We start from the raw sequence: 22,513 nt of genomic DNA, 5'->3' as shown, positions 1-22,513 counted from the left end.
GCCTGCCTTCCACCTGAAGTTCGCTGGCATGACAATTGCCGTTCTCAAATCTGAAAGGCGCGGCTACCCAGAGCTTGACGGTGCGACGGTCCGATTAGTCGGATACTCCCATTCGAACCAGCTCAAGTCGCCGGCCTGACACCGGATCAGGCCGGGTGTTGGTTGGAATAACAAACCACTTCGTCTTACTGACGGCGAGTGGCAGCTTTTGAAGTCCTGCGCGCTGATGGCAAAAGCCGCTGAACTTCTGCAGAAGCAACCGTCACTTCGTGCCCTTGCGTTGAAAGACTGCGATACAAGAGGACATGCTGGGAGGAGATCGTGACATCATGTCCGCAGATGGCCAGGTCGTGACATGTCATCGGCGTCTTCCCCGGAAAGACGTGATCGACCAGTTGTCCATGGCTGGTTCAGGTTGAATATGGTATGCGTGATGGCTTCGATTGACGATCGCTTGAATGAGATCAGATACGTGCGGAATGACATTTGGCGCTGTCGCAGAAGGCTTCAATGTGAGCTGAGTGGTGTCGAGCGTAAGTTCCTCGAAGAGCGTCTGCTTGAGCGGCAGACTGCCTTTGACCGGCTCCTGGCGACCACGTTTCCTTTTACATTGAAACTGTGAAGAAAATTTCGGGACCTGGCCGCGGGGCATTGGCGCGGAAATGGCTTCCGCCCGCAGAACGCCTGCGCCCGCGTCAGGAACGTAGCGCTCCGGCGCCGCGGGCCGTCGGGCCCCTCATAGCCGCCGCCGAGCTGAATGGCGTCGGTCCATAGCCTTGGTTCACCGACGTGCTGGCCCGCTGCGCGGCGTGAACGCGGATAACGGAATCGTTCGGGCACCCATCCAGGGGTGTCGCCGGGGGACACCGATCGCCACGTTTCTGCGACACCGCGGTCACCGTGACTAGCTTTCATCCGACAGAGCGATCGAAGAAGCTTGAATCGGCCGTAGCGTCAGATTGTACAGAGTAGGCGAACGATATTCCAGACCAGGTGCAGCCGAATGATAAGACCCGTTCTCGCTTTTGTATTATGTTCCGCTCTCGAGTTGTTCGGGCCAAGCACGGGCGCGGTTGCGGACACAAGGCGGTACGCGTGCACGATCACTGCCGCCGATCGAGAACCGGTCGGAGTTCGGAATGAGCGGGTCATGCTCAGCGTTCAATATGGCTGCCGGATCGCGGGTGGTCTCTTGAGCGACGCGGGGATCACAGCAGTGTCGGTCAGCGAGTGGGCTGCTGACGAAGGGTCATACTTGGCTTCCCTGGAATTTCACCGCGCGCTGGAGGGAGTTGCAATTGGACAACTCTCCGAGGCGACCGGCTTCTCTATCATGGAAGGCGAGCAAGGCATTGCGGTCGCAACTTCCGGCACGACAGTATTCAAGTTCGCATCTGGCTCATTGGCAGCCCTTTCAGGGAAGACCCTTAAATTCACGACCAAACCCACTGGCCTACGTAGCTTCGAATTGGAGTTCACAGATTGGCCAGAATCTCTTCTATGGAAGTGAACTCGTGTCTTACGCTGATTTCCGCAGGCGCTCGGACGCACGAATTACCGTCCATACTCTTAGCCGCACACAATACGTGCTCCCCGGCCTGTGTGCTGTCCTCCAAGGCGAGCACACGCGCAACACGTTAAGCTAAAACTCCGAAGGCACTCGAGCGCTGTAGAGCTTTCAAATTAACCTTCACCCGAGCCGATCAGCAGCTCTCTAAGGTGCTGATCAGCATCAGGGACGAACTGGTCCCGCAGAAGGGGCATCTCTTCGGCAGCGCCTGCGCGACACCGAAGCTATCGACAAGGAACAGACGCAGCCCGATGATGAGCACGAAGAAGAAGAAGCTGCCGGCCCACAGCCGAGGCTCCGGCAACATTTTTGCTGATCTCGGCCTGGCGAACGCCCAGGAGCACCAACTCAAGGCAGCACTCGTCGTACAACTGAAGCGCTTGATGGCGGAGCGGGAGATCACTCAGACCGAAGCCGCGAGGCTGGTGGGCGTGAAGCAGCCCAACCTGTCCAGGATGCTTCGGGGCCAGTTCAGGCTGGTTTCTGTGGTAAAGCTGCTGCGTATGCTGACGGCGTTCCGCCAGGACGTCGAGATAACGGTAAAGCCGCATCGGAAGCGTGGCAGAGCGGGCCGGATCACGTTATTCCGGCCTGAGAGCTGCCGAAAAGGGGAGAGTTCATGACATCCAACGCGACGGCGCCCAAAACCGCTCATGACCCCGCCTGTCGTGCCCGAACTGCAATGATTACATTCGGCCGACTTAAAATCCTCTACTAAGCCAACAACGCAAGACAACAATCTTAAAATTCAACGACTTACGAGGATTTCGGCTCCTCGAAAGCTGTTACATAAGACTTACACAGTCGTCCTCGGATAGTTTCTTTTCCGGGCGAACTAGCGCCACCCGCGAAAGCGTTTCGCGGGAAAATCCGAAATTCCCGAACAGCACAGGTTTCTTGACGGTCGCGTCTACAAGCGCGAAGGCTCCCGCCTTTGGCAATGCGCAACGTTTCTCGGCAACCGCAATTGGCGCGTCTCGACGAAGACAGACTCATTCTCCGAGGCGAAAACGTTTGCCGAGGACTGGTACCTTGGCTTGCGCGGCAAGCTCAAAGCAGGACTGCTCAAGCACGAAAAACCTTCCGCGACGCGGATCGAAAATCCCAAGCGCAGGTCGCGGCTCGAAGAGTACGAAGACCTGCACGACTACATTCTGTTCATGGCGAACACTGGCCTGCGGCCCGACGAGGCAAAGCGGCTGGAGTTTCGGGATGTGAAGATCGTCTACGATCAGGGAAGCCGTGAGACCATCTTGGAAATTGCGCGGGAAGCGCGGCGTCGGCTTTTGCAAGAGCATGCCAGGTGCGGTGCATCCATTCCAGCGCGTTACGAATCGGCGCAAGCCAACACTTGGCAGTGAGAGGGTTTTCCGAAGGATCATCGCCAGCTATTCAATGCGATCCTTGCCGAAGAAGGCCTCAAGTTCGATCGAGAGAGACAGCGCCGGACGTCCTATAGCCTGCGGCACACCTACATCTGCCTTCGCCTCATGGAAGGCGCGGACGTATACCAGATCGCCAAGAACTGCCGCACCAGCGTCAAGATGATCGAGGGATTCTACGCATCGCACATAAAGAATATGGTCGACGCCTCGATCATTAACGTCCGGCGTAAGGGCTCAAAAGCCCCCTCGGAAACGCCCGCAAAGCGCTTCAACCGCAGCAAGAAAACCCGCTTCCGAGGGGTGGGTTCACAAACCTGAGTTTTTAGGTTGGCGAAGCAGCCAGCCACAGGTAAGTTGCCTCTTATGCGGGCATGGCGAAATTGGTAGACGCAAGGGACTTAAGCCAAATTGAGTGAGGAAACCCAAGGTGCAGAACTGCTCAAATTCGGGGAAACCTGTCACATGGCAATCCCGAGCCAAGCGTCCCCAGCCGAACGGCTGGGAGCGAAGGTGTAGAGACTAGACGGGCAGCATCTAAAGGCGCGAACGCGCCCATGGTGAAGGTATAGTCCAGACCACAAACGAGCCCAGCGCGAACGCGCGACGGCTTTGGCGGCGAAAGCCGTAGCTGGTAAGAAAATCCCTCGGCTCGCAAGAGCTGTGCAGGTTCGATTCCGGCTGCCCGCACCATTAATTTCAGCCCTATTGATTGAGCAGAAAAAGCATCACGCAATGATCGAGAGATTTCAAGGCGACAACCGCCAAGCACTTGTAGACGCATTGATGCGCCAGGACTTCGTGCGCGGGAATGCCGCGATCGTTGAGGATTTGATCGCCGCTGGCGAATTAATCGAATACAGCTCGACCCCGCTTATCATCCAAAATGAAGCGAAGAATGACGTGTACCTTATCGTCGCCGGTACAGTCTCCATTATCGCGAACGGCGTCGAGGTGCGGACGCTTAGCACCGGCGGCCATTGTGGCGAGATGTCAGCGATTGACAGCGCCAATCCCCGATCCGCAACCGTCCATCCAACGGGCGTTGTCGTAGCCCTGAAGGTCCCTGGCGCAAAATTCGTTGATATACTCGACAAATACCCCCAGACATGGAGGCTGATCGCGCGTGAACTGTCGAACAGGCTGTTTGATCGCAACAGGCTGATTAAGCAGCCCAATGAACGACCAAAGCTGTTCCTTATTTCGTCGGTTGAGGCCCTCGACGTTGCGAATGAAATCGCGGTGGGATTGCAACACGACGCGTTGCCGACTGTGTGGACGCAAGGCGTCTTCTGGGTCAGCGGCTACGCCCTCGAAGCGCTAGAGAAGGCTGTGGCGCAATCCGATTTCGCGGTTGCGGTAGCTCAATTTGAGGACGTCGTACAGTCGCGAGGCAGCTCCCATCCCGCAATCCGTGACAACGTTCTCTTTGAGCTTGGAATGTTCATGGGGCAGCTCGGCAGGCACCGAACGTTTCTCGTGCATCCCAAGCTGAAGGATTTAACGCTGCCGTCGGACCTGCACGGAATCACGCCAGCATCTTACTTGCCTGGAAAACCGGAAGATTTGCCTTCACGCATTGGTCCAGTCTGCACCGAGATTAGAAGGGTCATTCGCGCGATCGGCTTGCGCACACAGGTTGGCTAAGCTGGCCCTTACGTTACCATCGAAAAAAATCGAGAAGTCGTGATAACAAGGATGCCTTGTCGCTATCTACAGTCTTGGCATCAATAATGACTTCGATGGGCTCTGGAATAATGCCTGCCCGAAAAAGCGTGGCCGACAGCTGCAAAACGCTGCGACGTTCCAGTCGCGCTATGATGAGAATGGCGAAATTCACGCCGACAGCGGGATCTTCGATTATCTCGAACATGCTTGCGATATCTTCGCCGCTAGGCACCGCCTCAAATGCAGGATGCGAATGCCATTCGCCAATGTAGTTGAACCTCTTGAAGTCACGGCCTGTGTGCGCGAAAAAATCCGCTAAGAACTCGCGATGATGCTCCGGGTCGCGCACAAAATGTGCGATCGTCCCCCCGCTGAGCTGAACCGAAATGTCGATGAGCCGAAACGTATCCGGGCCGACATTCTCGCCGACCAGAACACCGCCAATTTCATGACGCCGCCCTCGCAGCTCATGTCTCAGGCGTTTGACTATCTTGTTTGGCAGCAGCAGTTTCATCTGATTTTGCTTTGAAAAGTCTCAGTACGTTCGCTATTTCCGCTGCCATTTCTTCCGACGACAACTCTTGCTTGGGTGCTATCACGAGAGGTGGTCCAACTTCGATTGGATACGTCTCGAAGGGTTGGGTAAAGACCGACCCAGCACCCAGCCCGATAGCGTAGACCGAATTCGGAAAGAGTGAAGGAATACGACCGATCAATGTATCAATCGCAAATCGAGCGGCGTGCGCCGCAATGGCCGAAACATCTGCATCGTCTGCGATAAGGGGCACGCCGTCCCGTCCCGTCTCATAAGATCGGGTCGCCTTCACAGGAGGCGGCCCACGCTCCGCAAACCAATTCTCAATCGCGCGGCGCATGTACTGCGGCGGAGGCTCAAGGTTGGGTCGGCAACGCGCAATCAATCCACCGATGCCCCCGCCGAAAACCTCGGCCCACAAAACGGGTTTGGCCGTGACTGAGCAGACCGCCGATACGAGATTCAAAATGTCGGGATTGGCGGTCGCATCAAATATCAGATCGCATTCTCCGATAGTCTTCAAAACCCCTTCCGCAGACTCGTTTGACTCTTGTCCGGCTAGGCGCGATCGCCAACGGGTCGTTTCGACCAAGGGATTCACGAGTTGCAATCGCCTCTCAAGGGCCGCCGCCTTGTGCGTACCAATGTCGCGCCAGTCGAGGTCATGACGGACTAGGTTATCCGGCAGCAGAATGTCGTCATCGACCAGCACAAATCGGCCCGTACCCGATCGTGCGAGCATTGTGCCGACCTTGCTCCCGAGCGATCCGCAACCGATCAACGCCACGCTCTTGGATTTCAAGAGTTCATGCGCTGGGTCGAGCCTCGGAACATCCGGCGAGGCCGGTATGACCGCAACTTCTACGGCCGTGTTGTCAGGCTCCCAAAGGAAATACACGTGGACATCTGCGCCCTGCACGATCACGGCATACCGATTATCGATCGTGACCCCGAACGCTGCGCAGGCTGCACGGAAATCCTGATAGGTGCTGATTGGGGGAAGCACTTCACCCATCGCCAATCGGCAAATTGGCGCGGGCCGGTCCAAGTACTCCGACGCAAATTGGGACGGTACGCTCGGGTCTACCCAGTTGATTCCGTCCCCCAAGGTGATCTTGTCGATTACATGGATCACCGAATCCTGATGATGTGCCGAAACGAAATTGCACGTTGCCGGAGCTCGGACAGGAAGCGCTGGAAGAAACGCCTCAAGGCTTCGCGTCATCAAGAGACGGCTATATTCCGAGCGCAGTTTTTGGCCCAATGTGTCAGTGTGGCGGGATTGCACGACACCTTTTTCGCCGACGCCTGGGTTTTCACCTTGAAGCAGCCTATGCGCGCTCTCGATCAACTGGATGCCGGTTAATTCCGGTATCCAGTTATCGGGGCCAAATTCAAGGCACAGCTCACCCCCCGGTCCAAATTGATGCCGAGACCAGCGTCCAGTTTCGCCGCGAGGGAATACGGAAGGCGGGCTATGCGGAAACATTTCCGGGTACTGTAGGTAGACCGGATAAACCCGGCCACCAGCAACAATTTCAGCGTCCAGCACCAGGTGCGCGCCCTCACCGATGCGCCAGCCGGAAGGCACAAACCAATCGACGTTTTGGGAAAAAACGTCGAGCCCTTCACGCTCTGCCCGAAACCGGGCGAGGTTCGAGAAATACCACGTCACGCAAACCCACCCGGCTTGGCTGGGCCGGTGGCACGATCAGGAAACGTCAGCGGCGCGGCGGCGGCGCTCGCGGGTTTCAACAGTGTTGACACTGCCATTGCCTTTGCGGCACGCGCGGTCTTGTCGTCCTTGGCAGCCATTTCACTGACAGCGGTATCGTAATCGAGATTCGACCGGATACGCGAATCGCCGAAGATCGCATGAACACCGTGGGTGCACTTGTTATAGGCGACCTTGCCGATTGCCGTTTGCTTGCCCGTGCAACGGTGCTGTTCGTGCTCGGCGGCCAGAACGCCCCGGCTGACGGAACAGCGGATAAGCTCGCCCTTCATACCCAGCCGTGTCACGGTCATCGGGCCATACTCAAACCCGATTGCGAGCCCGAGGCTTGATGCATCCGTTCCCTTGTCCTTGAGCCGCTTGAGCGCGAGGTCAAAACTGCTGCGCATCGCCCCGGCGCACAGCGCCATATTGCTGATCGTCTCATGAACGTCTGTCGACTGGGCGGTTCCTTCAACCAGGAGCCCGTGAATGCAGTCGCCGATGAAGCGGACCTTCCGACCTTGAAAGTCCTCATGAAGAACGGCGTCCAGCTCAGCGCGCAGAACATGGAGGGTACGAACAACGTGCTTCGCTCCATCGTTCGTCCCGATGTTGTTGCCAACGTAGGCCGTGAATCCGTCCAGATCGCCGTAAACGGTCGCGGCATCCTGTCGGCGCGAGTTCTTGACCGAAAGCCCTTCGACATCGAGCGTCGCGAATGGAGGCGTGTGACCGGTAAACTCGAAATTGCCAATTGGATTGTTCTTCAAATCGTCGGCCCACTCGTTGACGATCTGATCGACCGTCACGCCAAGGTTAGCCGCGTTCTGGCTCGTTTCGATCTCAGTAGCTGTAAGCGGTGTAGCATCAACGTTTGTAACTTCCGCGAGCCCAATCACCTTCCGCGCTTTGTTGGTCAGATAGATGCCGGTCGCGGACCCGCCGCCCGCGCGCTTGGCCGCATAGTTTGCAGGCTCGCCCAGAAAAAGCGGCTCACGATGACCCCGCCGCCCATTGTTTACGGCCAGGGCCTTTCCGCTATCTATACCGATGCGGACCTTGGCCGCCGGATGATTAGCATCTTCACCTGTCCGCGCCAGCACGTCGGTAATGAGCTGCCCGGTCGCAACTGCGCGATGAACGCGCTTAGCTTCGTCATCGTAGGGCTTTGCAAAGACGGAGTGCAGGCGCTGGTTGTGAAAATCAACGAGGATGGAATCCACGCGCCCGATAATCCGGTGCACGGCGCGATAGTGCATATTCAGGAACCGAAGTGTTTGCTTGTGGCAGGTTTCTCCTTCCACATCTGTAACATTCAGCATGTCCCTAAGATTGAGGATGTCAGCGTAGATGTGCACACCATCGACGCGGTACGCCATTGTGTTGGCTATCCCCGCCAGCTTCGTGTCGCGGACATATTCCTTGATTTCGATATCCTTGAGCGGCAGCGCGTCGATCTTGGCGTCGACGCGTTTCGTTGCGCGGTCCTTGTTCCAAGTACGGGTACCCATAGCGACGCCTTTCTGAATCATGATCGCGCTAACTGCGCCAAAAGTGAACTCTGCTGTCGGGGCAATTGGCCGCGGCATCCCCGGGTTTTCACGACCCGGCCTCACGCCCTTAAATGGTGACCGGTCTGTCCGTTGCCAAGTCGGCGCCCGACCTCGGTCTCGCAAAACATCCGCAAGAAACAGCGAATCACTTAGGGCGAATCATTAGCGTCAGGAGTTGCCAGCACGTTTGCAAGGGAGAAGCCCATTCCTCGTATATTTCACCACAGTTTTCGGACTTCTCACGGGTTCATGGCCCGGCACGGCCAAGGCCATCTAGGCTTGACGTGCGGAAGCGCCTACCAGTTGGGGTCACGTCTCGCCCGGATGCGCCGGATATTGGAAAGCGTTTCGCGGGCGGTCACGTAGGCCTGCGAGGTTTCCGGATAGTCCGGAAGCCGGTTCGTGATCTTCACGGCAAGGTCACAAAGCTCGATCCGCGTCAGGCGCATCAATTCCATTATCGTCGAAACCACCATTTTACTCTCCATCGTTTCCAATCGCGTGATTACGGCCTTCGTGGAAAGGCCCGTCAGCGACGGTGGAGGCGGCGACATCGCTTGTGACCGCAACGAAGAGTAGGAGCGCGCAACGCGCGCTTGACGTTGACCAGCCGAGACCGGCGCTTGCTTGGTCGACGAAGGACGCAACGCACCGCGAAAGGTGGAGATAGGTGGTTTGTACGGGATGGAATTGATGCGCGGCGCTAAGAGAGCTTCGCGGCGCGTTGCGACGCAGCATGGGCGTCTCGGACGCCGCGTCGATGAGGACGCCATCCGCAACTACGTGGGCGACATCGAGAGGGTCGTATCAGGCCGGGGCCACCGAAAGACCTTCCTGGTTACTGTGCCCGCGTCTCCGGCGATCGACCCGCTTCTTCCCATCAGCGATCATCCCAACGCGGGCATTTTCCATGCCCGCCAGCAGGTATGGGTTCACGTGGCGTACAGGCCTTATCGCCCGGCCTACAAGCGAGCGCTTCAGCATGACACAATCGACGGCCTGATCCTAAGCCATGCCATGAACCGGGACACAGCGGCTCACAAGGGATTTGGCTTTGTGAGACTGACGCCAGTGTCCGGTGTCGCCAACGTCAGTAGTGCGTTTTCAGAGCTTTCTCAAGATGGTCTGCTGGAAGCAATGGAGACAATGCGTACGCGTGGGCGGCTATTCGATTGTTGCCATCTATCACGCTCAACCCACTTTTCACGGGCACCACTACGATCGGCTTTGGAAATTTCTTTTCCTCCAGAATGATATCGAGTTGATCGAAGAACCTCGCGTTCATGCCGAGCTCAAAGCTCAGGGCCATCGTGCAAGCCGCGGCCAGCAGGATCATTCCAACCAGTCACCGACGGACATGCTCATCACAGCGGAAAGCGCGACGATGGCAGCGATGAGTCGGATCCCGAAATGCCGGTGCTCGGTGATGTTCAAGTTGAGCGATGTCTCCTTGGCCATATCTTTCTGCGTCCCTAACTCGACCTTCAATGCGGCGAATAACCGATCTTTGGCGGCGTAGATTTCCCGGAGAGCGCAACTGATTGTCTTGTTTCAGACAGGCCGTTAGCCGGTACGCCTGTCGGTGGCCAACAGGTCAGGTTTCTAACAATCCGCATCCTGCCAACTATCTAGTTCTACAGACGTGGGTTTTTGTCTTCGACCAGCGCTGGCACACTCATTGCAAACCCCTGCGCAAGAGGCGGCTGTTAGCCCTCTGCAACAACATGCAGAGGGACACGCCCCTGATGGCAGGCAGTGAGTAAAGAAGCCGATATGACCACCCGCTGGAGAGTAGGCATGACTTCACCGAGACGCGTCTTGGTCAGCGATCCCGTCGACAAGTCAACAGCGTCACACACACCGCGTTCGCAAGCGCTCGACCGCTGCCGCATGATCCAGAAGGCCGCGAAGTTGCGATCAGTAGGACCGGTCACGGAGATTGCACGCCTTACACCTGAATGCCGGATCGGGAATCCGTCCGTCTACCAGAAGCGCGTCGCTTCATGATCTGAGGCGACAATCAAAGGAAATTTGTATGAGCCGAGCAACTACCCAGAGTGTCGCTGAGATCAAGGCGCGCAACAAGCAGCTAATCGATGAGGTGTTGAAGGTTTACCCAGAGAAGACCGCCAAACGGCGCGCCAAGCATCTCAGTGTTCACGAGGCGGGGAGGTCGGATTGTGGCGTCAAGTCGAATATCAAGTCCATTCCGGGCGTGATGACCATCCGTGGCTGCGCCTACGCAGGCTCCAAGGGCGTGGTCTGGGGGCCGATCAAGGACATGATCCACATTAGCCACGGTCCGGTCGGCTGTGGTCAGTACTCATGGGGCTCGCGGCGCAACTACTACGTCGGCACGACCGGCATCGACACCTTCGTGACACTGCAGTTCACCTCCGATTTCCAGGAAAAGGATATCGTGTTCGGTGGCGATAAAAAGGTCACGAAACTCATCGATGAGCTCCAGGAGCTATTTCCTCTCAACAGGGGCATTACCATTCAGTCCGAATGTCCGATCGGCTTGATCGGCGACGATATCGAGGCGGTTTCCAGAGAAAAGTCAAAGGAATATGGCGGCAAAACCATCGTGCCTGTGCGGTGCGAGGGCTTTCGTGGCGTGTCACAATCGCTCGGACATCACATCGCGAACGACGCAGTTCGAGATTGGATCTTCGACAAGAGCGCCCCAGAGGCCAGTTCAAAATTTGAGCCGACGCCATATGATGTTGCGATTATCGGCGACTACAACATCGGCGGCGATGCCTGGTCGTCACGGATCCTGCTCGAAGAAATGGGCCTGCGCGTCATCGCCCAGTGGTCCGGGGATGGATCTCTCGCTGAATTGGAGGCGACGCCGAAGGCGAAGCTCAATATATTGCATTGCTATCGCTCGATGAACTACATCTCACGGCACATGGAGGAAAAATTCGGAATTCCCTGGTGCGAGTACAACTTCTTCGGGCCTTCCAAAATCGCGGAGTCGCTGCGCAAAATTGCAAGCTTCTTCGATGATAAGATCAAAGAAGGCGCCGAGCGCGTCATCGCGAAATATCAGCCGCTTGTCGACGCGGTGACCGCGAAATACCTGCCGCGGCTCGAAGGCAAGACCGTGATGCTGTTCGTCGGCGGCTTACGTCCTCGCCATGTCATTGGCGCCTACGAGGACCTCGGCATGGACGTTGTCGGCACAGGCTATGAGTTCGGGCATAACGATGACTACCAGCGCACCGCTCAGCACTACGTCAAAGATGGCACACTGATCTACGACGATGTCACCGGCTACGAATTCGAGCGCTTCGTCGAAAAGATCCGGCCAGACCTCGTAGGTTCCGGTATCAAGGAAAAATACGTCTTCCAGAAAATGGGCGTGCCGTTCCGTCAAATGCATTCCTGGGACTACTCGGGTCCTTACCATGGCTACGACGGCTTCGCGATCTTCGCCCGCGACATGGATATGGCGATCAACTCCCCGATCTGGGGGAAGACCACGGCACCTTGGAAGGACGCTCCGCGGCCGAGCCTCATGGCGGCGGAATAGGAACGCCGACGCCCGGCCCCTTTCTTCCGCAGAGGAGGGGAAGGGCAGGAGAACGAACACAAGAACCTAAAGAGTGCCATGATGACACAGAACGCCGAACACATACTCGACCACTCTGAGCTTTTCCGGGGAGACGAATACCAGCAGATGCTGGCCAATAAGAAGGCGCTATTTGAGAATCCGCATGATCCCGCCGAAGTCGACCGTATCAGAGAATGGTCCAAGACGCCCGAATACCGCGAGAAGAACTTTGCCCGCGAGGCGCTAACGGTTAATCCGGCGAAGGCTTGCCAGCCGCTAGGTGCGGTGTTCGCCGCGCTCGGGTTCGAGCGCACACTGCCGTTCGTCCACGGCTCACAGGGCTGCGTTGCATATTATCGCAGCCATCTGTCACGCCACTTCAAGGAGCCGACCTCGTGCGTCTCCTCGTCCATGACGGAAGACGCGGCCGTGTTCGGGGGGCTCAACAATCTTACCGACGGGCTTGCCAACAGCTACAACATGTACAAGCCGAAGATGATCGCGGTCGCGACGACCTGCATGGCGGAAGTCATCGGCGACGACCTCAACGCCTTCATCAAAACATCCAAGGAAAAAGGTTCAGTCCCCGCGGACTACGATGTACCATTCGCTCACACTCCCGCATTCGTCGGCAGCCACGTTACCGGCTACGACAACACGCTCAAGGGCATCCTCGAGCATTTCTGGGACGGCAAAGCCGGCACGGCGCCAAAACTCCAGCGCAAGGCGAACAACACGATCAACTTCATCGGCGGCTTCGACGGCTACACTGTCGGCAACATGCGTGAGATAAAGCGCATATTCGAGCTGATGGGGATCGGCTACACCATCCTCGCGGATAACAGCGACGTGTTCGATACCCCCACCGACGGCGAGTTCCGCATGTATGATGGCGGCACCACGCTGAAGGATGCCGCGAACGCAGTCCACGCGAAGGCAACCATCTCCATGCAGCAATATTGTACGGAGAAGACGTTGGCCTTCGTCAAGGGGCACGACCAAGAGGTCGTCGCCTTCAATCACCCCCTGGGCGTCGGCGCCACGGACGATTTCCTGATGACGCTGTCGCGTATCACCAACAAGGCAATTCCAAATGCGCTGGAGCGGGAGCGCGGGCGTCTGGTAGACGCAATGGCTGACTCTAGCGCGCATGTTCACGGCAAGAAGTTCGCGGTCTACGGCGATCCCGACCTCTGCTATGGCCTGGCCGCATTCTTGTTGGAGCTCGGCGCTGAGCCCACCCACGTGCTCTCGACGAACGGGGGTAAGGCCTGGCAGCAGAAAATGCAGGCGCTGTTCGCGAGCTCGCCGTTCGGTAAAAACTGCCGCGCCTTCCCGGGCAAGGATCTCTGGCACATGCGTTCGCTCCTGTTCACAGAACCGGTCGATTTCCTGATCGGTAACACCTACGGCAAATATCTCGAGCGTGACACTGGAACACCGCTAATCCGCATCGGATTTCCCATCTTCGATCGCCATCATCACCATCGTTATCCAGTGTGGGGCTATCAGGGTAGCATGAATGTGCTGGTCAAGATTCTCGACAAGATCTTTGATGAGATCGACAGGAAAACCAGCTCGGTTGGCAAGACAGACTACAGCTTCGACATCATACGCTAAGGCGAGCGCCCCGCCTCATTCGTCCGCAGGAACAGCGGCGGTGTGGCGGGGATCACAGGTTATCCGCCGGCCATGCTCTTGGTCTGTGCGGCGTCTTGACATCCCCGAAAGAGACACCATGACTTTGCTTCCCACGACCATACTGGACGTCTTTAACGAACCGGGCTGCGCCAGGAACGCGAGCAAGTCGAACGTCGAGCGCAAGAATGGATGCACCAAGCAGCTGAAGCCGGGCGGCGCCGCCGGCGGGTGTGCCTTCGATGGCGCCAAAATCGCACTGCAGCCCTTTACCGATGTCGCCCATCTTGTGCATGGTCCAATCGCCTGTGAGGGCAATTCCTGGGACAATCGCGGTTCCGCCTCCTCCGGCTCCGATCTGTGGCGCAGAAGCTTCACCACTGACATGACCGAGACCGACGTCGTGTTCGGCGGCGAGAAGCGGCTGTACAGGGCAGTCAAGGAGATCACAGAGAAATACGACCCACAGGCCATCTTCGTCTACCAGACGTGCGTGCCCGCGATGATCGGTGACGACATCGATATGGTCTGCAAGGCGGCCTCCGCCAAATTCGGCAAACCGGTCATTCCCATCAATGCACCGGGATTTGTGGGGTCGAAGAACCTTGGTAACAAGCTCGCAGGCGAAGCACTGCTGGAGCACGTCATCGGGACCGGAGAGCCCGATTACACCACTCCGTATGACATCAACATCATTGGCGAATACAACCTGTCCGGCGAGCTCTGGCAGGTCAAGCCGCTGCTCGATGAGCTCGGAATTCGGATCCTGTCCTGCATCTCGGGGGATGGCAAGTACCGCGAGGTCGCTTATTCGCACCGAGCCAAAGCCGCGATGATGGTCTGCTCAAAGGCAATGATCAACCTCGCACGCAAGATGAGACAGCGCTACGGCATCCCGTTTTTTGAAGGCTCGTTCTACGGTATTGAGGATTCCAGCGATTCACTGCGCCAGATCGCGCGGCTGCTGATCGAACGTGGCGCGCCGGCTGAGCTGATGGAACGAACGCAAGCCCTGATCGCACGCGAAGAGACCAAAGCCTGGACTGCGATCGAACGTTTCAAGCCGCGCTTTGCCGGCAAGAGGGTCGTTCTCATCACCGGTGGCGTGAAATCCTGGTCGATGGTGGCCGCTTTGCAGGAGGCCGGGCTCGAAATCGTCGGCGCGTCTGTGAAGAAATCGACCGAGAAGGACAAGGAACGTATCAAGGAATTAATGGGCCAGCACGCCCACATGATCGAGGACATGTCATCTCGCGAGATCTACAAGATGCTCAAGGACGCAAAAGCCGACATCATGCTTTCGGGCGGCAAGTCGCAATTCGTCGCACTCAAGGCGGCGACGCCATGGCTCGATATCAACCAGGAGCGCTGCCACGCCTATATGGGCTATGTCGGGATTGTCAAGCTCATGGAGGAGATCGAGAAAGCGCTCTACAATCCGATATGGGATCAGCTCCGCCAAGGCGCGCCCTGGGATGAGTTCGATTGGAAGCGTCAGGCAAAGACGGTTGCGCAGATGGATGTGCAAGTCGTTGATCCAGTTCGCGGCGCGACCGCGAACGGCGTCAAGACGATAAGTTTCTCCAACAGAAGTGAGATCGGCGATGGTGAGAGCGCGATTGCGGCGCATGGCCGGAACCTCGTCGAGCCCGCCAAGCCGTGCACCAATTCCACCGCAAGAGGCCCTGCTTGTAAGGACACGTTTTCCGATCTCCAGCCCTCGGCGCTGCAGGCGGCGGAGTAGGAGAACGACATGGCGATCGTCACTGCCTCGAAGAAAGCCTGTTCGGTCAATCCGCTCAAGATGAGCCAGCCGATCGGCGGCTCATTTGCCTTCATGGGACTGCGCGGCGCGATGCCGCTTTTGCACGGCCCGCAAGGTTGCGCCTCCTTCGGGCTGACGCTGTTCGTGCGCCATTTCAACGAAGCCGTGCCGATGCAGACGACCGCCATGAACGAGGTTGCCACCGTGCTCGGCGGTCTCGAGAATCTCGAACAGGCGATCCTCAACATCTACAATCGCGTCGAGCCGGAGATCATTGGTATCAATTCGACTGGCGTCACCGAGACCAACGGCGATGACGTCGAGGCCTTCATCCGGTTGATCCGGCAGAAGCATCCGCAGCTCGAAAAGCTTCCCCTTGTCTACGTCTCGACGCCCGATTTCAAGGATGCCTTTCAGGATGGCTGGGGCAAAACAGTGGCGCGGATGATCGAGGTGCTCGTGGCTCCCGTCGACGCAGCGAGACCGCGCGATGGCTCCCGCGTCAACGTGCTACCTGGCTGCCATCTCACGCCCGGCGATCTCGACGAGCTTCGCACGATCTTTGAGGATTTTAGGCTCAAGCCCTCCTTCCTGCCGGACGTTGCCGGTTCGCTGGATGGCCACATCCCCGACGAATTCACGCCAACCACGATCGGCGGCATTGGAGTTGACGAGATCGCGACGATGGGGCAGGCGGCCTGGACGATCGCGATCGGCGCGCAAATGCGCCGTGCGGCCGAGATCATGCAGGCGCGGACAGGCACGCCGTTCCGTCTGTTCGAGCGGCTCTGCGGCCTTATGCCAAGTGACGAATTCATCGCGTTTCTGAGCGAGATCAGCGGCCGGTCGGTGCCCTCGAAATATCGCCGGCAGCGTGGACAGCTGGCAGACGCCATGCTGGATGCCCATTTCCATATCGGCGGCCGCAAGCTCGCAATCGGCGCCGAGCCGGACTTGTTATTCGATCTCTCCAGCTTCCTTCACGACATGGGGGCGCAGGTAACGGCCGCGGTGACGACGACGAACTCACCTGTGCTCCAGCGGGTCAGGACCGAGGACGTCCTGATCGGCGATCTGGAGGATCTTGAAGAGCTTGCCAGGTCACGTGACTGCGACCTCTTGATGTCGCATTCACACGGTCGCCAGGCCGCTTCGCGACTCAATGTTCCGTTCCTCCGGGTGGGCTTTCCGATGTTCGATCGCCTTGGCGCTGCGCACCTCACGACCGTGGGCTATCGCGGCACGCGTGATCTGATCTTTGACATCGCCAATCTGATCATCACCGACCGCGAAACCAACCATGGGCCGACGCCCGACTCCTGGCCATCACCTGCGGTGACCTGCAGGTCCATCCGCCCCAGTTGCATTGAGCAGGAAGAGAAACCACTCGGATGAAAGTTGCATTCGCCACTCAGGACTTGAAGCACGTCGATGCGCACTTCGGCTGGGCCAAGAACATCGTGATCTACGAGGTCGGCCCGGACGGGCATCGGTTTATTGAGGCGGTTCAGTTCGGCGGTGACCTCACGGAAGACGGCAATGAGGATAAGCTGGCGCCGAAGATCCAGGCGATCAGGGACTGCGCAATCCTCTATGTAGCGGCGATCGGCGGCTCGGGTGCTGCGCGCGTCGTCGCGAGCAACATCCATCCGATGAAGGTGCTGCAACCAGAGCCCATCGACGACCTTTGCGTCAAACTCGAGACCGTGCTGAAGGGGTCGCCGCCGCCCTGGCTGCGGAAGCTGCTCACCAAAAGCTCGGAACGTACGGTGGATTTCGAAGCCTGAAGGAAAGAGGATGCCCGATCAGTCTGAAATCACTCCAGCCGCCCCCGCGGCAGAGCGGCCATTTCTCAAAGAGCTCATCAAGATCTTGCGCGCCCAGGACACCCACGGCGCCTGGGAGGGCAAGAAGGACCTCGACCTGCTCGACCCCTACATTCTGGACAAACGCAAGCGCCGTGCGCTGCCGATCGTTGGCAATCCCGAGCCCGACACGATATGGCGACTGCAGTTGTTCTTTGACGCCATTGCGCTCTCGATCGAGAAGGCGACGGGCGTGATGATCTCGCCAATGCTGAAGATGCATCAGGAAGGGTTCGGTCGGATCGTACTGATCGGGGGCCGGCTCGTTGTCGTGAGCAAGCAGCTACGGGACGTGCATCGCTTTGGTTTCAACAATCTGTGTCATCTTGCCGACCAAGGCGACGAAATCGTCAACAGTGGTGTTGAGATGATCCGCGAGTTCCCGGACGTCGCGAACTATTGAGGCAAGTATGAGCGATGTTGAAAGCCTGAAAGCGGAAATAAAGAAGCTGTCGGCCAAAGCGACCCAGGCCAAGATGGACCTCCACGACCTCTCCGAGGAACTGCCCGTCAACTGGACCGCGATCCTGAGCGTGGCGCAGAAGGCCCACGACGCCTTCAGCGAGCTCGAAAGCAAGCGCCAAGTTCTCCAGGCGCTACACAAAGCATAACGGACCTCAAGCCATGTCATTCAGAACCCGCGACGGCCGCGATTGGAGGCCGGACTACCTGGTTTGGATCGATCCGAACAAGTGCATCGGCTGCGGCCGCTGCTACAAGGTCTGCGGCCGCGAGGTCATGACGCTGAAGGGCCTGAGCGAGGGCGGCGAGTTGATCGATCTCGATGAGGACGACGATGAGGTCGAAAAGAAGGTCATGGTGATGAAGGACGAGGGGGCCTGCATCGGCTGCAGCGCCTGCGCCCGGGTCTGTCCGACAAACTGTCAGACCCACGCGCCAGCTGCTTGAATCGACTTTTCTCTCGCTATGAACAGGGGTGGTTTGTCAGAGACAAAGGTAGCTCGGAAGATCCGGCATCGCGCCGACGACATGTACGGCGAAGCCTTGAATCCTGTCGAAAGTGCGCGTCAATGCTAAGCATGGAGTGAATCTTGGTCAAAAAAGGTGTGCCGTTGCAGTCGCGGATTGAAAGGCCAACGGCCTCGACTCCAGATGATGATCCCTATCTATGGTTGGAAAAGATCGAAAGCGGACGGGCGTTGAACTTCGTCGAGCGGCAGAATAGCAGGACGCTGCGCGTGTTCGGCGGACCGGCCGCGGGACGAGATCGCGATGCGCTGACCGCGATTTACGATCGGCCTGACAGGATCCCCTACGGCTGGCGCCGCGGCAGCTATCTTTACAATTTCTGGCAGGACGCCACCTACCCGCGCGGGCTGTGGCGGCGGACAACAATGCCGGAGTTTCGAAGACCCAATCCGGCGTGGGAGATCATGCTGGATATCGACCAGCTTGCGGCAAGCGAGCGCGAAGACTGGCTACTGAACTCGACAAGCTCACTGCCGGGAAGCCCGCGAAGTATCTTAAGCCTGTCGCGCGGCGGCAGCGATGCCGTCACCTTGCGGGAATTCGACGCCGACACGAGGAGCTTCGTCGCGAACGGCTTTGCGATGCCGGAAGCCAAGGGCAGCGTCGACTGGCTCGACACGGACACGCTGCTGCTGTCCAGCGCCCATGGCGAGGGCATGGTCACGAGCTCCGGATATTCGAGGACCGTTCGCCTGTGGTGTCGTAGCGAACCTGTGGATCGGGCAGAAGTGATCTTCGAGACCGCGGCTGATCACATGCGTGTCCATGGCCTCGCGGACCATACCGGCGCGGTCCCGCGTACCTGGATCATCGATCGGATCGACTTCTTCAACCAGCGCATCTGGCTGCGCGATCACGCCGGCACCACCACGAAGCTCGAGCTCCCGTCCGGCATCTGGATGCAGGCCCATGGCGACTGGTTTGCGATGAAGCTGCGCCAGCCCTGGTCGACCGGAGGTCGAACCTATGCCACCGATGCCGTCCTCGGCATCTCGCTTTCGGCTTTCCTTGCAGGCAGCCGCGATTTTTCGCTCCTGTTCGAGCCCGGACCGCGGCGCGCATTGCAGGACTTGTTCTGGACGGCCGGCAGACTGGTGCTCTCGATCCTCGACGAACTTAAGCCGCAATTCCAGATCTTCACGCCATTCGCCACGGGCTGGAGCCGCGCGATACTCGGCGGGCTTCCTGAAATCGGCGTGGTCGACGTCCGGCCGCTCGATTGTCATCCGTCGGAGAGCAACGGCGACCTGCTCGCCGAAGTGCAGGACCCGCTCACGCCGCCCTCGCTGCTGTTGATCGAGCGCGGTGTCGAAAGTCCTGTCGTGTTGAAGCAGGCATCGAAGGCCTTCACCGCCGATGGCCTGGTGGTGACGCAGCATGAAGCGATCTCGATCGACGGCGAGCATATCCCCTATGTGCAGACCGGCCCCGCAGGCGAAACCGGCGATGCGCCGGTCTATATGACCGCCTATGGCGGCCTCGGTCGCTCGGTGAAACCATATTACAATTCGTCGCTCGGCAAGCTGTGGCTGGAGCGCGGCGGCACCGTTGTGCAGGCGAATTTGCGCGGCGGCGGCGAGTTCGGCACTCGATGGCACGAGGCTGGCCGGCTCGCCGGCAAGAAGCTGTCGCATGACGACTTCGCGGCCGTTGCCGCCGATCTCGTCCGCCGCGGTGTCACGAAAGCGAAACGGATCGCGGCCAGGGGCGGATCGAACGGCGGCATCCTCATTACCAACATGCTGACGCGTTACCCGGAGCGTTTCGGCGCGCTGTTCTGCACCGTCCCGCTGACCGACATGCGCCGCTACACCAAGCTGCTTGCCGGCGCGAGCTGGATCGCGGAGTACGGCGACCCGGACAAGACCGAGGACTGGGAATGGCTGAAGACCTATTCCGCCTATCACAACGCAAAACCCGGCCAGCCCTATCCGCCAATCCTGATCGCCACGAGGCGGCGGGACGACCGCGTCCATCCCGGACATGCGCGCAAAATGGCCGCAAAGCTCCAGGCGATGGGCTATGAGGCTTATTTCTACGAGGCGGCGGGCGGGCACGGCCGCGGCAAGGACAACAAGGAGCGCGCAGGCCTCGAAGCGCTGGGCTTTGAATTTCTGAAGAGCAAGATTGGCTGGCAGGAGGAGGAGGAGGAGGCGTCAGCCAGCTAACGCAATTGCCAGATGACATTCGTACGATATCGACCAGAGCGAGGGCGATCTGACCGGCGTCAGAACTCCCGCTACGGCCGATTCGAGATCCTGCGTGCTTGAACCAACGCATGGTGGAGTTACTGTCTCGCCGGGACTTTGATAACACCGTTTCTCTTCACAACTCTATGACCTCACTTACGTGCTGTATCTCAGCCCGGTGCTGCGCGTGATCTTCCAGGACCGTGACTAAACTGCGTCTTGTCTTGCCCTTTAGAATGTATCCGCACAAAAGCTCGCGATTTAAAGTTCGAATTGCCTTTTGTACGTTCCGCAGGCGCTCAATTCGGCGACAGGATTATCTTCAAGCAGCCGTGGCCGCGCTTTCTTTAAGAAGCAGGTCAGACAGACAGAGCGAGCGAGGCTCATATTAACTGTTATTTGCCGGCGCCGCGCGCCGGCGGTTACGGCAGCGATCCTCAAAACGCCAGCAGAGATCGTCATGATGGGCGGGGCACAAACCCCGCGGCCCGAAGCGCTCGACCCGCGTCCGATGTCTGACATCGAACGAGACCGTTAGCTACAAACGTACCGTCATGTTGAGCTGCCGAGGCAATCTCAGACCCGATCAGGCGCGTGATGTTCGTTGCTGGCGTTGGCACGGCCATTGCTGCTGAGATTGAGCACGGTGTCAGGCGGAGTGCATGCAGACGCGCTCTCTCGTTCATTGAACTCGGGGCGCGTTTCTTAGAGACAGACGAGCTTGCGCAAACATTCGCGTGAAGGTTTGGCAATATCTTTGGAGAACAACATGAATCTTCGTATGGAGTCGCCAGCTCCTCCGATCAGAGTGGAGAGCTGGGTACGTGGCGAGCCCCTCACCAACTTTAAGCTGGGTACGCTGTATATTGTCGCGTTTTGGGCGACTTGGTGCGGCGGATGTGTGGCGGAGATTTCCCACCTCGCGCAGCTGCAAGAGAAATACGACCATAGCGCAGTTGAGGTCGTTGCAGTTGCAGCTTCCGAGCGAGGCTCAACGCCCGAGGAGGCGCGAACACACTTGGACGCGTGGTTGACCAAGAACGGCTCGGAGCTGAACTTTCGGATCGCGTTCGATTATTCCGGAAACATGAAGAAGTCTTGGATGGCGCCCAGCCTTTCCAGCACTATCCCCACCTCATTCGTCATCGACCGTGACGGTCGCGTCGTCTTTATCGGTCACCCGATGCAACTGTATGACGTGTTGCCAAAACTCGTAAATGGCACCTGGCGCACCAGCGATGAAGCCAAAGCAGCGGATGCTGAGCGAATCGCTGAAGCAGAATCTGAAATGCGCGAGAAAGCCCGGACGCAAGCATTCTGGGGCAAAATTGGACTGGCGCTGAAGGCCCGGGATTCGTCGACGGCGCTTTCGGCCGCTAAAGAGGGCGTCACAATCATGCCGGACGACATCAACGTTCACCTAGTTCATGAGGATCTAGCCCTGCACAAAATCCATGACATGCAGACGGGATTACCCGTTATGCGTCAATTGGCTCGCGATGCGGTCGAAAAACAATCCGAGTTGTGGAGGGTGCAAGCGATCCGCCAACTCTCTAATCCAGCGGAGAAGAACTCTGATGTTCCGCATTCTGATCGCTTTGCGATTGGCAAGGACTTGGCCGAACACATCCTCGCGCTGGGCTCTCCAGAAGGCTGGGCCGGCCGCAAGTTTCTGTCCTATGTGGCGGTCGCCCAGTATTGTTTCGAAAGTGGCGACAACGATCGTGCGGTCGAGTTAGCTGAGTCGGCGGTGAAGTCGCTGGACGACCCGAAGCCAATGCCGGCTGAACAGAAGGCACACTACCTGCGGCTGTTGCTTGCGGCCTTGGCCAAGTACGAGGATGAGGAGGCAAAGCCGTTCTCGGGGACGAAGAACGCCTTGGCCTGAATTCTTGGCCTGAATTTAAGAAAATGCGGCTCGCAGCGGACGAGCGGTGACCCAGAAGCGGGTGCCGCGGAACGCCCAAGGTGCGCCGAAGATGGCGGTGAGGCAGCTTGCCGCATGGAGAGGATTGGAACAATGAACGGGTCGCAATTCGAGCGCGCAAACATCGTGGCAGGAGAGCTGTCGGCGACGGTCGC

At 58.3% G+C, this 22,513-nt stretch carries 21 protein-coding genes; 15 read left to right on the top strand and 6 right to left on the bottom strand.

Annotated elements, in window-relative coordinates:
• The first annotated feature begins 1,150 nt into the window (after nt 1-1,150).
• From FXB40_RS28390 to FXB40_RS28375, 5 genes are all read left to right on the top strand, one after another.
• Complete coding sequence (locus tag FXB40_RS28390) at nt 1,151-1,510, top strand: hypothetical protein (protein WP_246208014.1); 360 nt, start codon at nt 1,151-1,153, stop codon at nt 1,508-1,510.
• A 209-nt stretch (nt 1,511-1,719) separates the two neighbouring features.
• A complete protein-coding gene (locus tag FXB40_RS28385) occupies nt 1,720-2,193 on the top strand; it encodes a helix-turn-helix domain-containing protein (protein ID WP_347339784.1) in 474 nt (157 codons plus the stop codon).
• A gap of 414 nt (nt 2,194-2,607) precedes the next feature.
• Nucleotides 2,608-2,931, top strand: coding sequence for a hypothetical protein (locus tag FXB40_RS49415; protein ID WP_246208012.1), 324 nt, complete (start codon nt 2,608-2,610; stop codon nt 2,929-2,931).
• A gap of 129 nt (nt 2,932-3,060) precedes the next feature.
• Complete coding sequence (locus FXB40_RS49410; RefSeq protein ID WP_246208011.1) at nt 3,061-3,273, top strand: hypothetical protein; 213 nt, start codon at nt 3,061-3,063, stop codon at nt 3,271-3,273.
• Nucleotides 3,274-3,564: 291 nt separating this feature from the next.
• Nucleotides 3,565-4,599 (top strand): TIR domain-containing protein, encoded by a 1,035-nt coding sequence (locus FXB40_RS28375; RefSeq protein WP_148775429.1) that lies wholly within the window; start codon nt 3,565-3,567, stop codon nt 4,597-4,599.
• Nucleotides 4,600-4,612: 13 nt separating this feature from the next.
• On the opposite strand, the gene FXB40_RS28370 is transcribed toward FXB40_RS28375, so the two are convergent.
• The 6 genes from FXB40_RS28370 to FXB40_RS49940 form a co-directional block, all read right to left on the bottom strand.
• Entirely contained in the window at nt 4,613-5,134 is a 522-nt protein-coding gene (locus FXB40_RS28370; RefSeq protein WP_148775428.1) for a M67 family metallopeptidase, read from the bottom strand.
• Nucleotides 5,088-6,830 (bottom strand): ThiF family adenylyltransferase, encoded by a 1,743-nt coding sequence (locus tag FXB40_RS28365; RefSeq protein ID WP_148775427.1) that lies wholly within the window; start codon nt 6,828-6,830, stop codon nt 5,088-5,090. Before FXB40_RS28365 ends, FXB40_RS28370 begins: the two co-directional genes overlap by 47 nt.
• Nucleotides 6,827-8,383 carry a nucleotidyl cyclase domain-containing protein gene (locus FXB40_RS28360; protein ID WP_148775426.1) on the bottom strand — a complete coding sequence of 519 codons (1,557 nt, stop codon included), beginning with the start codon at nt 8,381-8,383 and terminating at the stop codon, nt 6,827-6,829. The genes FXB40_RS28365 and FXB40_RS28360 overlap by 4 nt, the downstream gene beginning before the upstream one ends.
• A gap of 338 nt (nt 8,384-8,721) precedes the next feature.
• A complete protein-coding gene (locus FXB40_RS28355) occupies nt 8,722-8,901 on the bottom strand; it encodes a hypothetical protein (RefSeq protein ID WP_148775425.1) in 180 nt (59 codons plus the stop codon).
• Nucleotides 8,902-9,515: 614 nt separating this feature from the next.
• Entirely contained in the window at nt 9,516-9,761 is a 246-nt protein-coding gene (locus tag FXB40_RS28350) for a hypothetical protein (RefSeq protein ID WP_148775424.1), read from the bottom strand.
• Nucleotides 9,758-9,883 carry a hypothetical protein gene (locus FXB40_RS49940; RefSeq protein WP_283812955.1) on the bottom strand — a complete coding sequence of 42 codons (126 nt, stop codon included), beginning with the start codon at nt 9,881-9,883 and terminating at the stop codon, nt 9,758-9,760. Before FXB40_RS49940 ends, FXB40_RS28350 begins: the two co-directional genes overlap by 4 nt.
• Nucleotides 9,884-10,460: 577 nt before the next feature.
• Between FXB40_RS49940 and nifD the strand changes: the two genes are divergently transcribed.
• From nifD to FXB40_RS28300, 10 genes are all read left to right on the top strand, one after another.
• Nucleotides 10,461-11,963 carry a nitrogenase molybdenum-iron protein alpha chain gene (nifD, locus tag FXB40_RS28345; protein WP_148775423.1) on the top strand — a complete coding sequence of 501 codons (1,503 nt, stop codon included), beginning with the start codon at nt 10,461-10,463 and terminating at the stop codon, nt 11,961-11,963.
• A gap of 81 nt (nt 11,964-12,044) precedes the next feature.
• The gene (gene nifK, locus FXB40_RS28340) at nt 12,045-13,604 is read left to right on the top strand and encodes a nitrogenase molybdenum-iron protein subunit beta (protein WP_148775422.1); all 1,560 of its coding nucleotides are present in this window, start codon (nt 12,045-12,047) and stop codon (nt 13,602-13,604) included.
• Nucleotides 13,605-13,722: 118 nt separating this feature from the next.
• On the top strand, nt 13,723-15,366 hold the full coding sequence (gene nifE / locus FXB40_RS28335; RefSeq protein ID WP_148775421.1) for a nitrogenase iron-molybdenum cofactor biosynthesis protein NifE: 1,644 nt from the start codon (nt 13,723-13,725) through the stop codon (nt 15,364-15,366).
• 9 nt (nt 15,367-15,375) lie between these two features.
• Nucleotides 15,376-16,782, top strand: a complete 1,407-nt coding sequence (nifN, locus tag FXB40_RS28330; RefSeq protein WP_148775420.1) for a nitrogenase iron-molybdenum cofactor biosynthesis protein NifN — start codon at nt 15,376-15,378, stop codon at nt 16,780-16,782.
• Nucleotides 16,779-17,174, top strand: coding sequence for a nitrogen fixation protein NifX (gene nifX, locus FXB40_RS28325; protein WP_085399643.1), 396 nt, complete (start codon nt 16,779-16,781; stop codon nt 17,172-17,174). Before nifN ends, nifX begins: the two co-directional genes overlap by 4 nt.
• A 10-nt stretch (nt 17,175-17,184) precedes the next feature.
• The gene (locus FXB40_RS28320) at nt 17,185-17,655 is read left to right on the top strand and encodes a NifX-associated nitrogen fixation protein (protein WP_085399642.1); all 471 of its coding nucleotides are present in this window, start codon (nt 17,185-17,187) and stop codon (nt 17,653-17,655) included.
• Between the two features lie 7 nt (nt 17,656-17,662).
• The gene (locus FXB40_RS28315) at nt 17,663-17,863 is read left to right on the top strand and encodes a CCE_0567 family metalloprotein (RefSeq protein WP_085399641.1); all 201 of its coding nucleotides are present in this window, start codon (nt 17,663-17,665) and stop codon (nt 17,861-17,863) included.
• A 13-nt stretch (nt 17,864-17,876) separates the two neighbouring features.
• The gene (gene fdxB / locus FXB40_RS28310) at nt 17,877-18,161 is read left to right on the top strand and encodes a ferredoxin III, nif-specific (protein WP_148775419.1); all 285 of its coding nucleotides are present in this window, start codon (nt 17,877-17,879) and stop codon (nt 18,159-18,161) included.
• A gap of 176 nt (nt 18,162-18,337) precedes the next feature.
• Nucleotides 18,338-20,410, top strand: a complete 2,073-nt coding sequence (locus FXB40_RS28305; RefSeq protein ID WP_187437204.1) for a prolyl oligopeptidase family serine peptidase — start codon at nt 18,338-18,340, stop codon at nt 20,408-20,410.
• 790 nt (nt 20,411-21,200) lie between these two features.
• Entirely contained in the window at nt 21,201-22,319 is a 1,119-nt protein-coding gene (locus tag FXB40_RS28300; protein ID WP_148775417.1) for a TlpA disulfide reductase family protein, read from the top strand.
• Nucleotides 22,320-22,513: the final 194 nt, after the last annotated feature.

Origin of the sequence: Bradyrhizobium rifense (assembly GCF_008123425.1) — a bacterium.
Classification (GTDB): Bacteria; Pseudomonadota; Alphaproteobacteria; order Rhizobiales; family Xanthobacteraceae; genus Bradyrhizobium; species Bradyrhizobium rifense.
The sequence above is the reverse complement of the archived record's forward strand: the minus strand, read 5'-3'. Positions and strand labels throughout refer to the sequence as shown.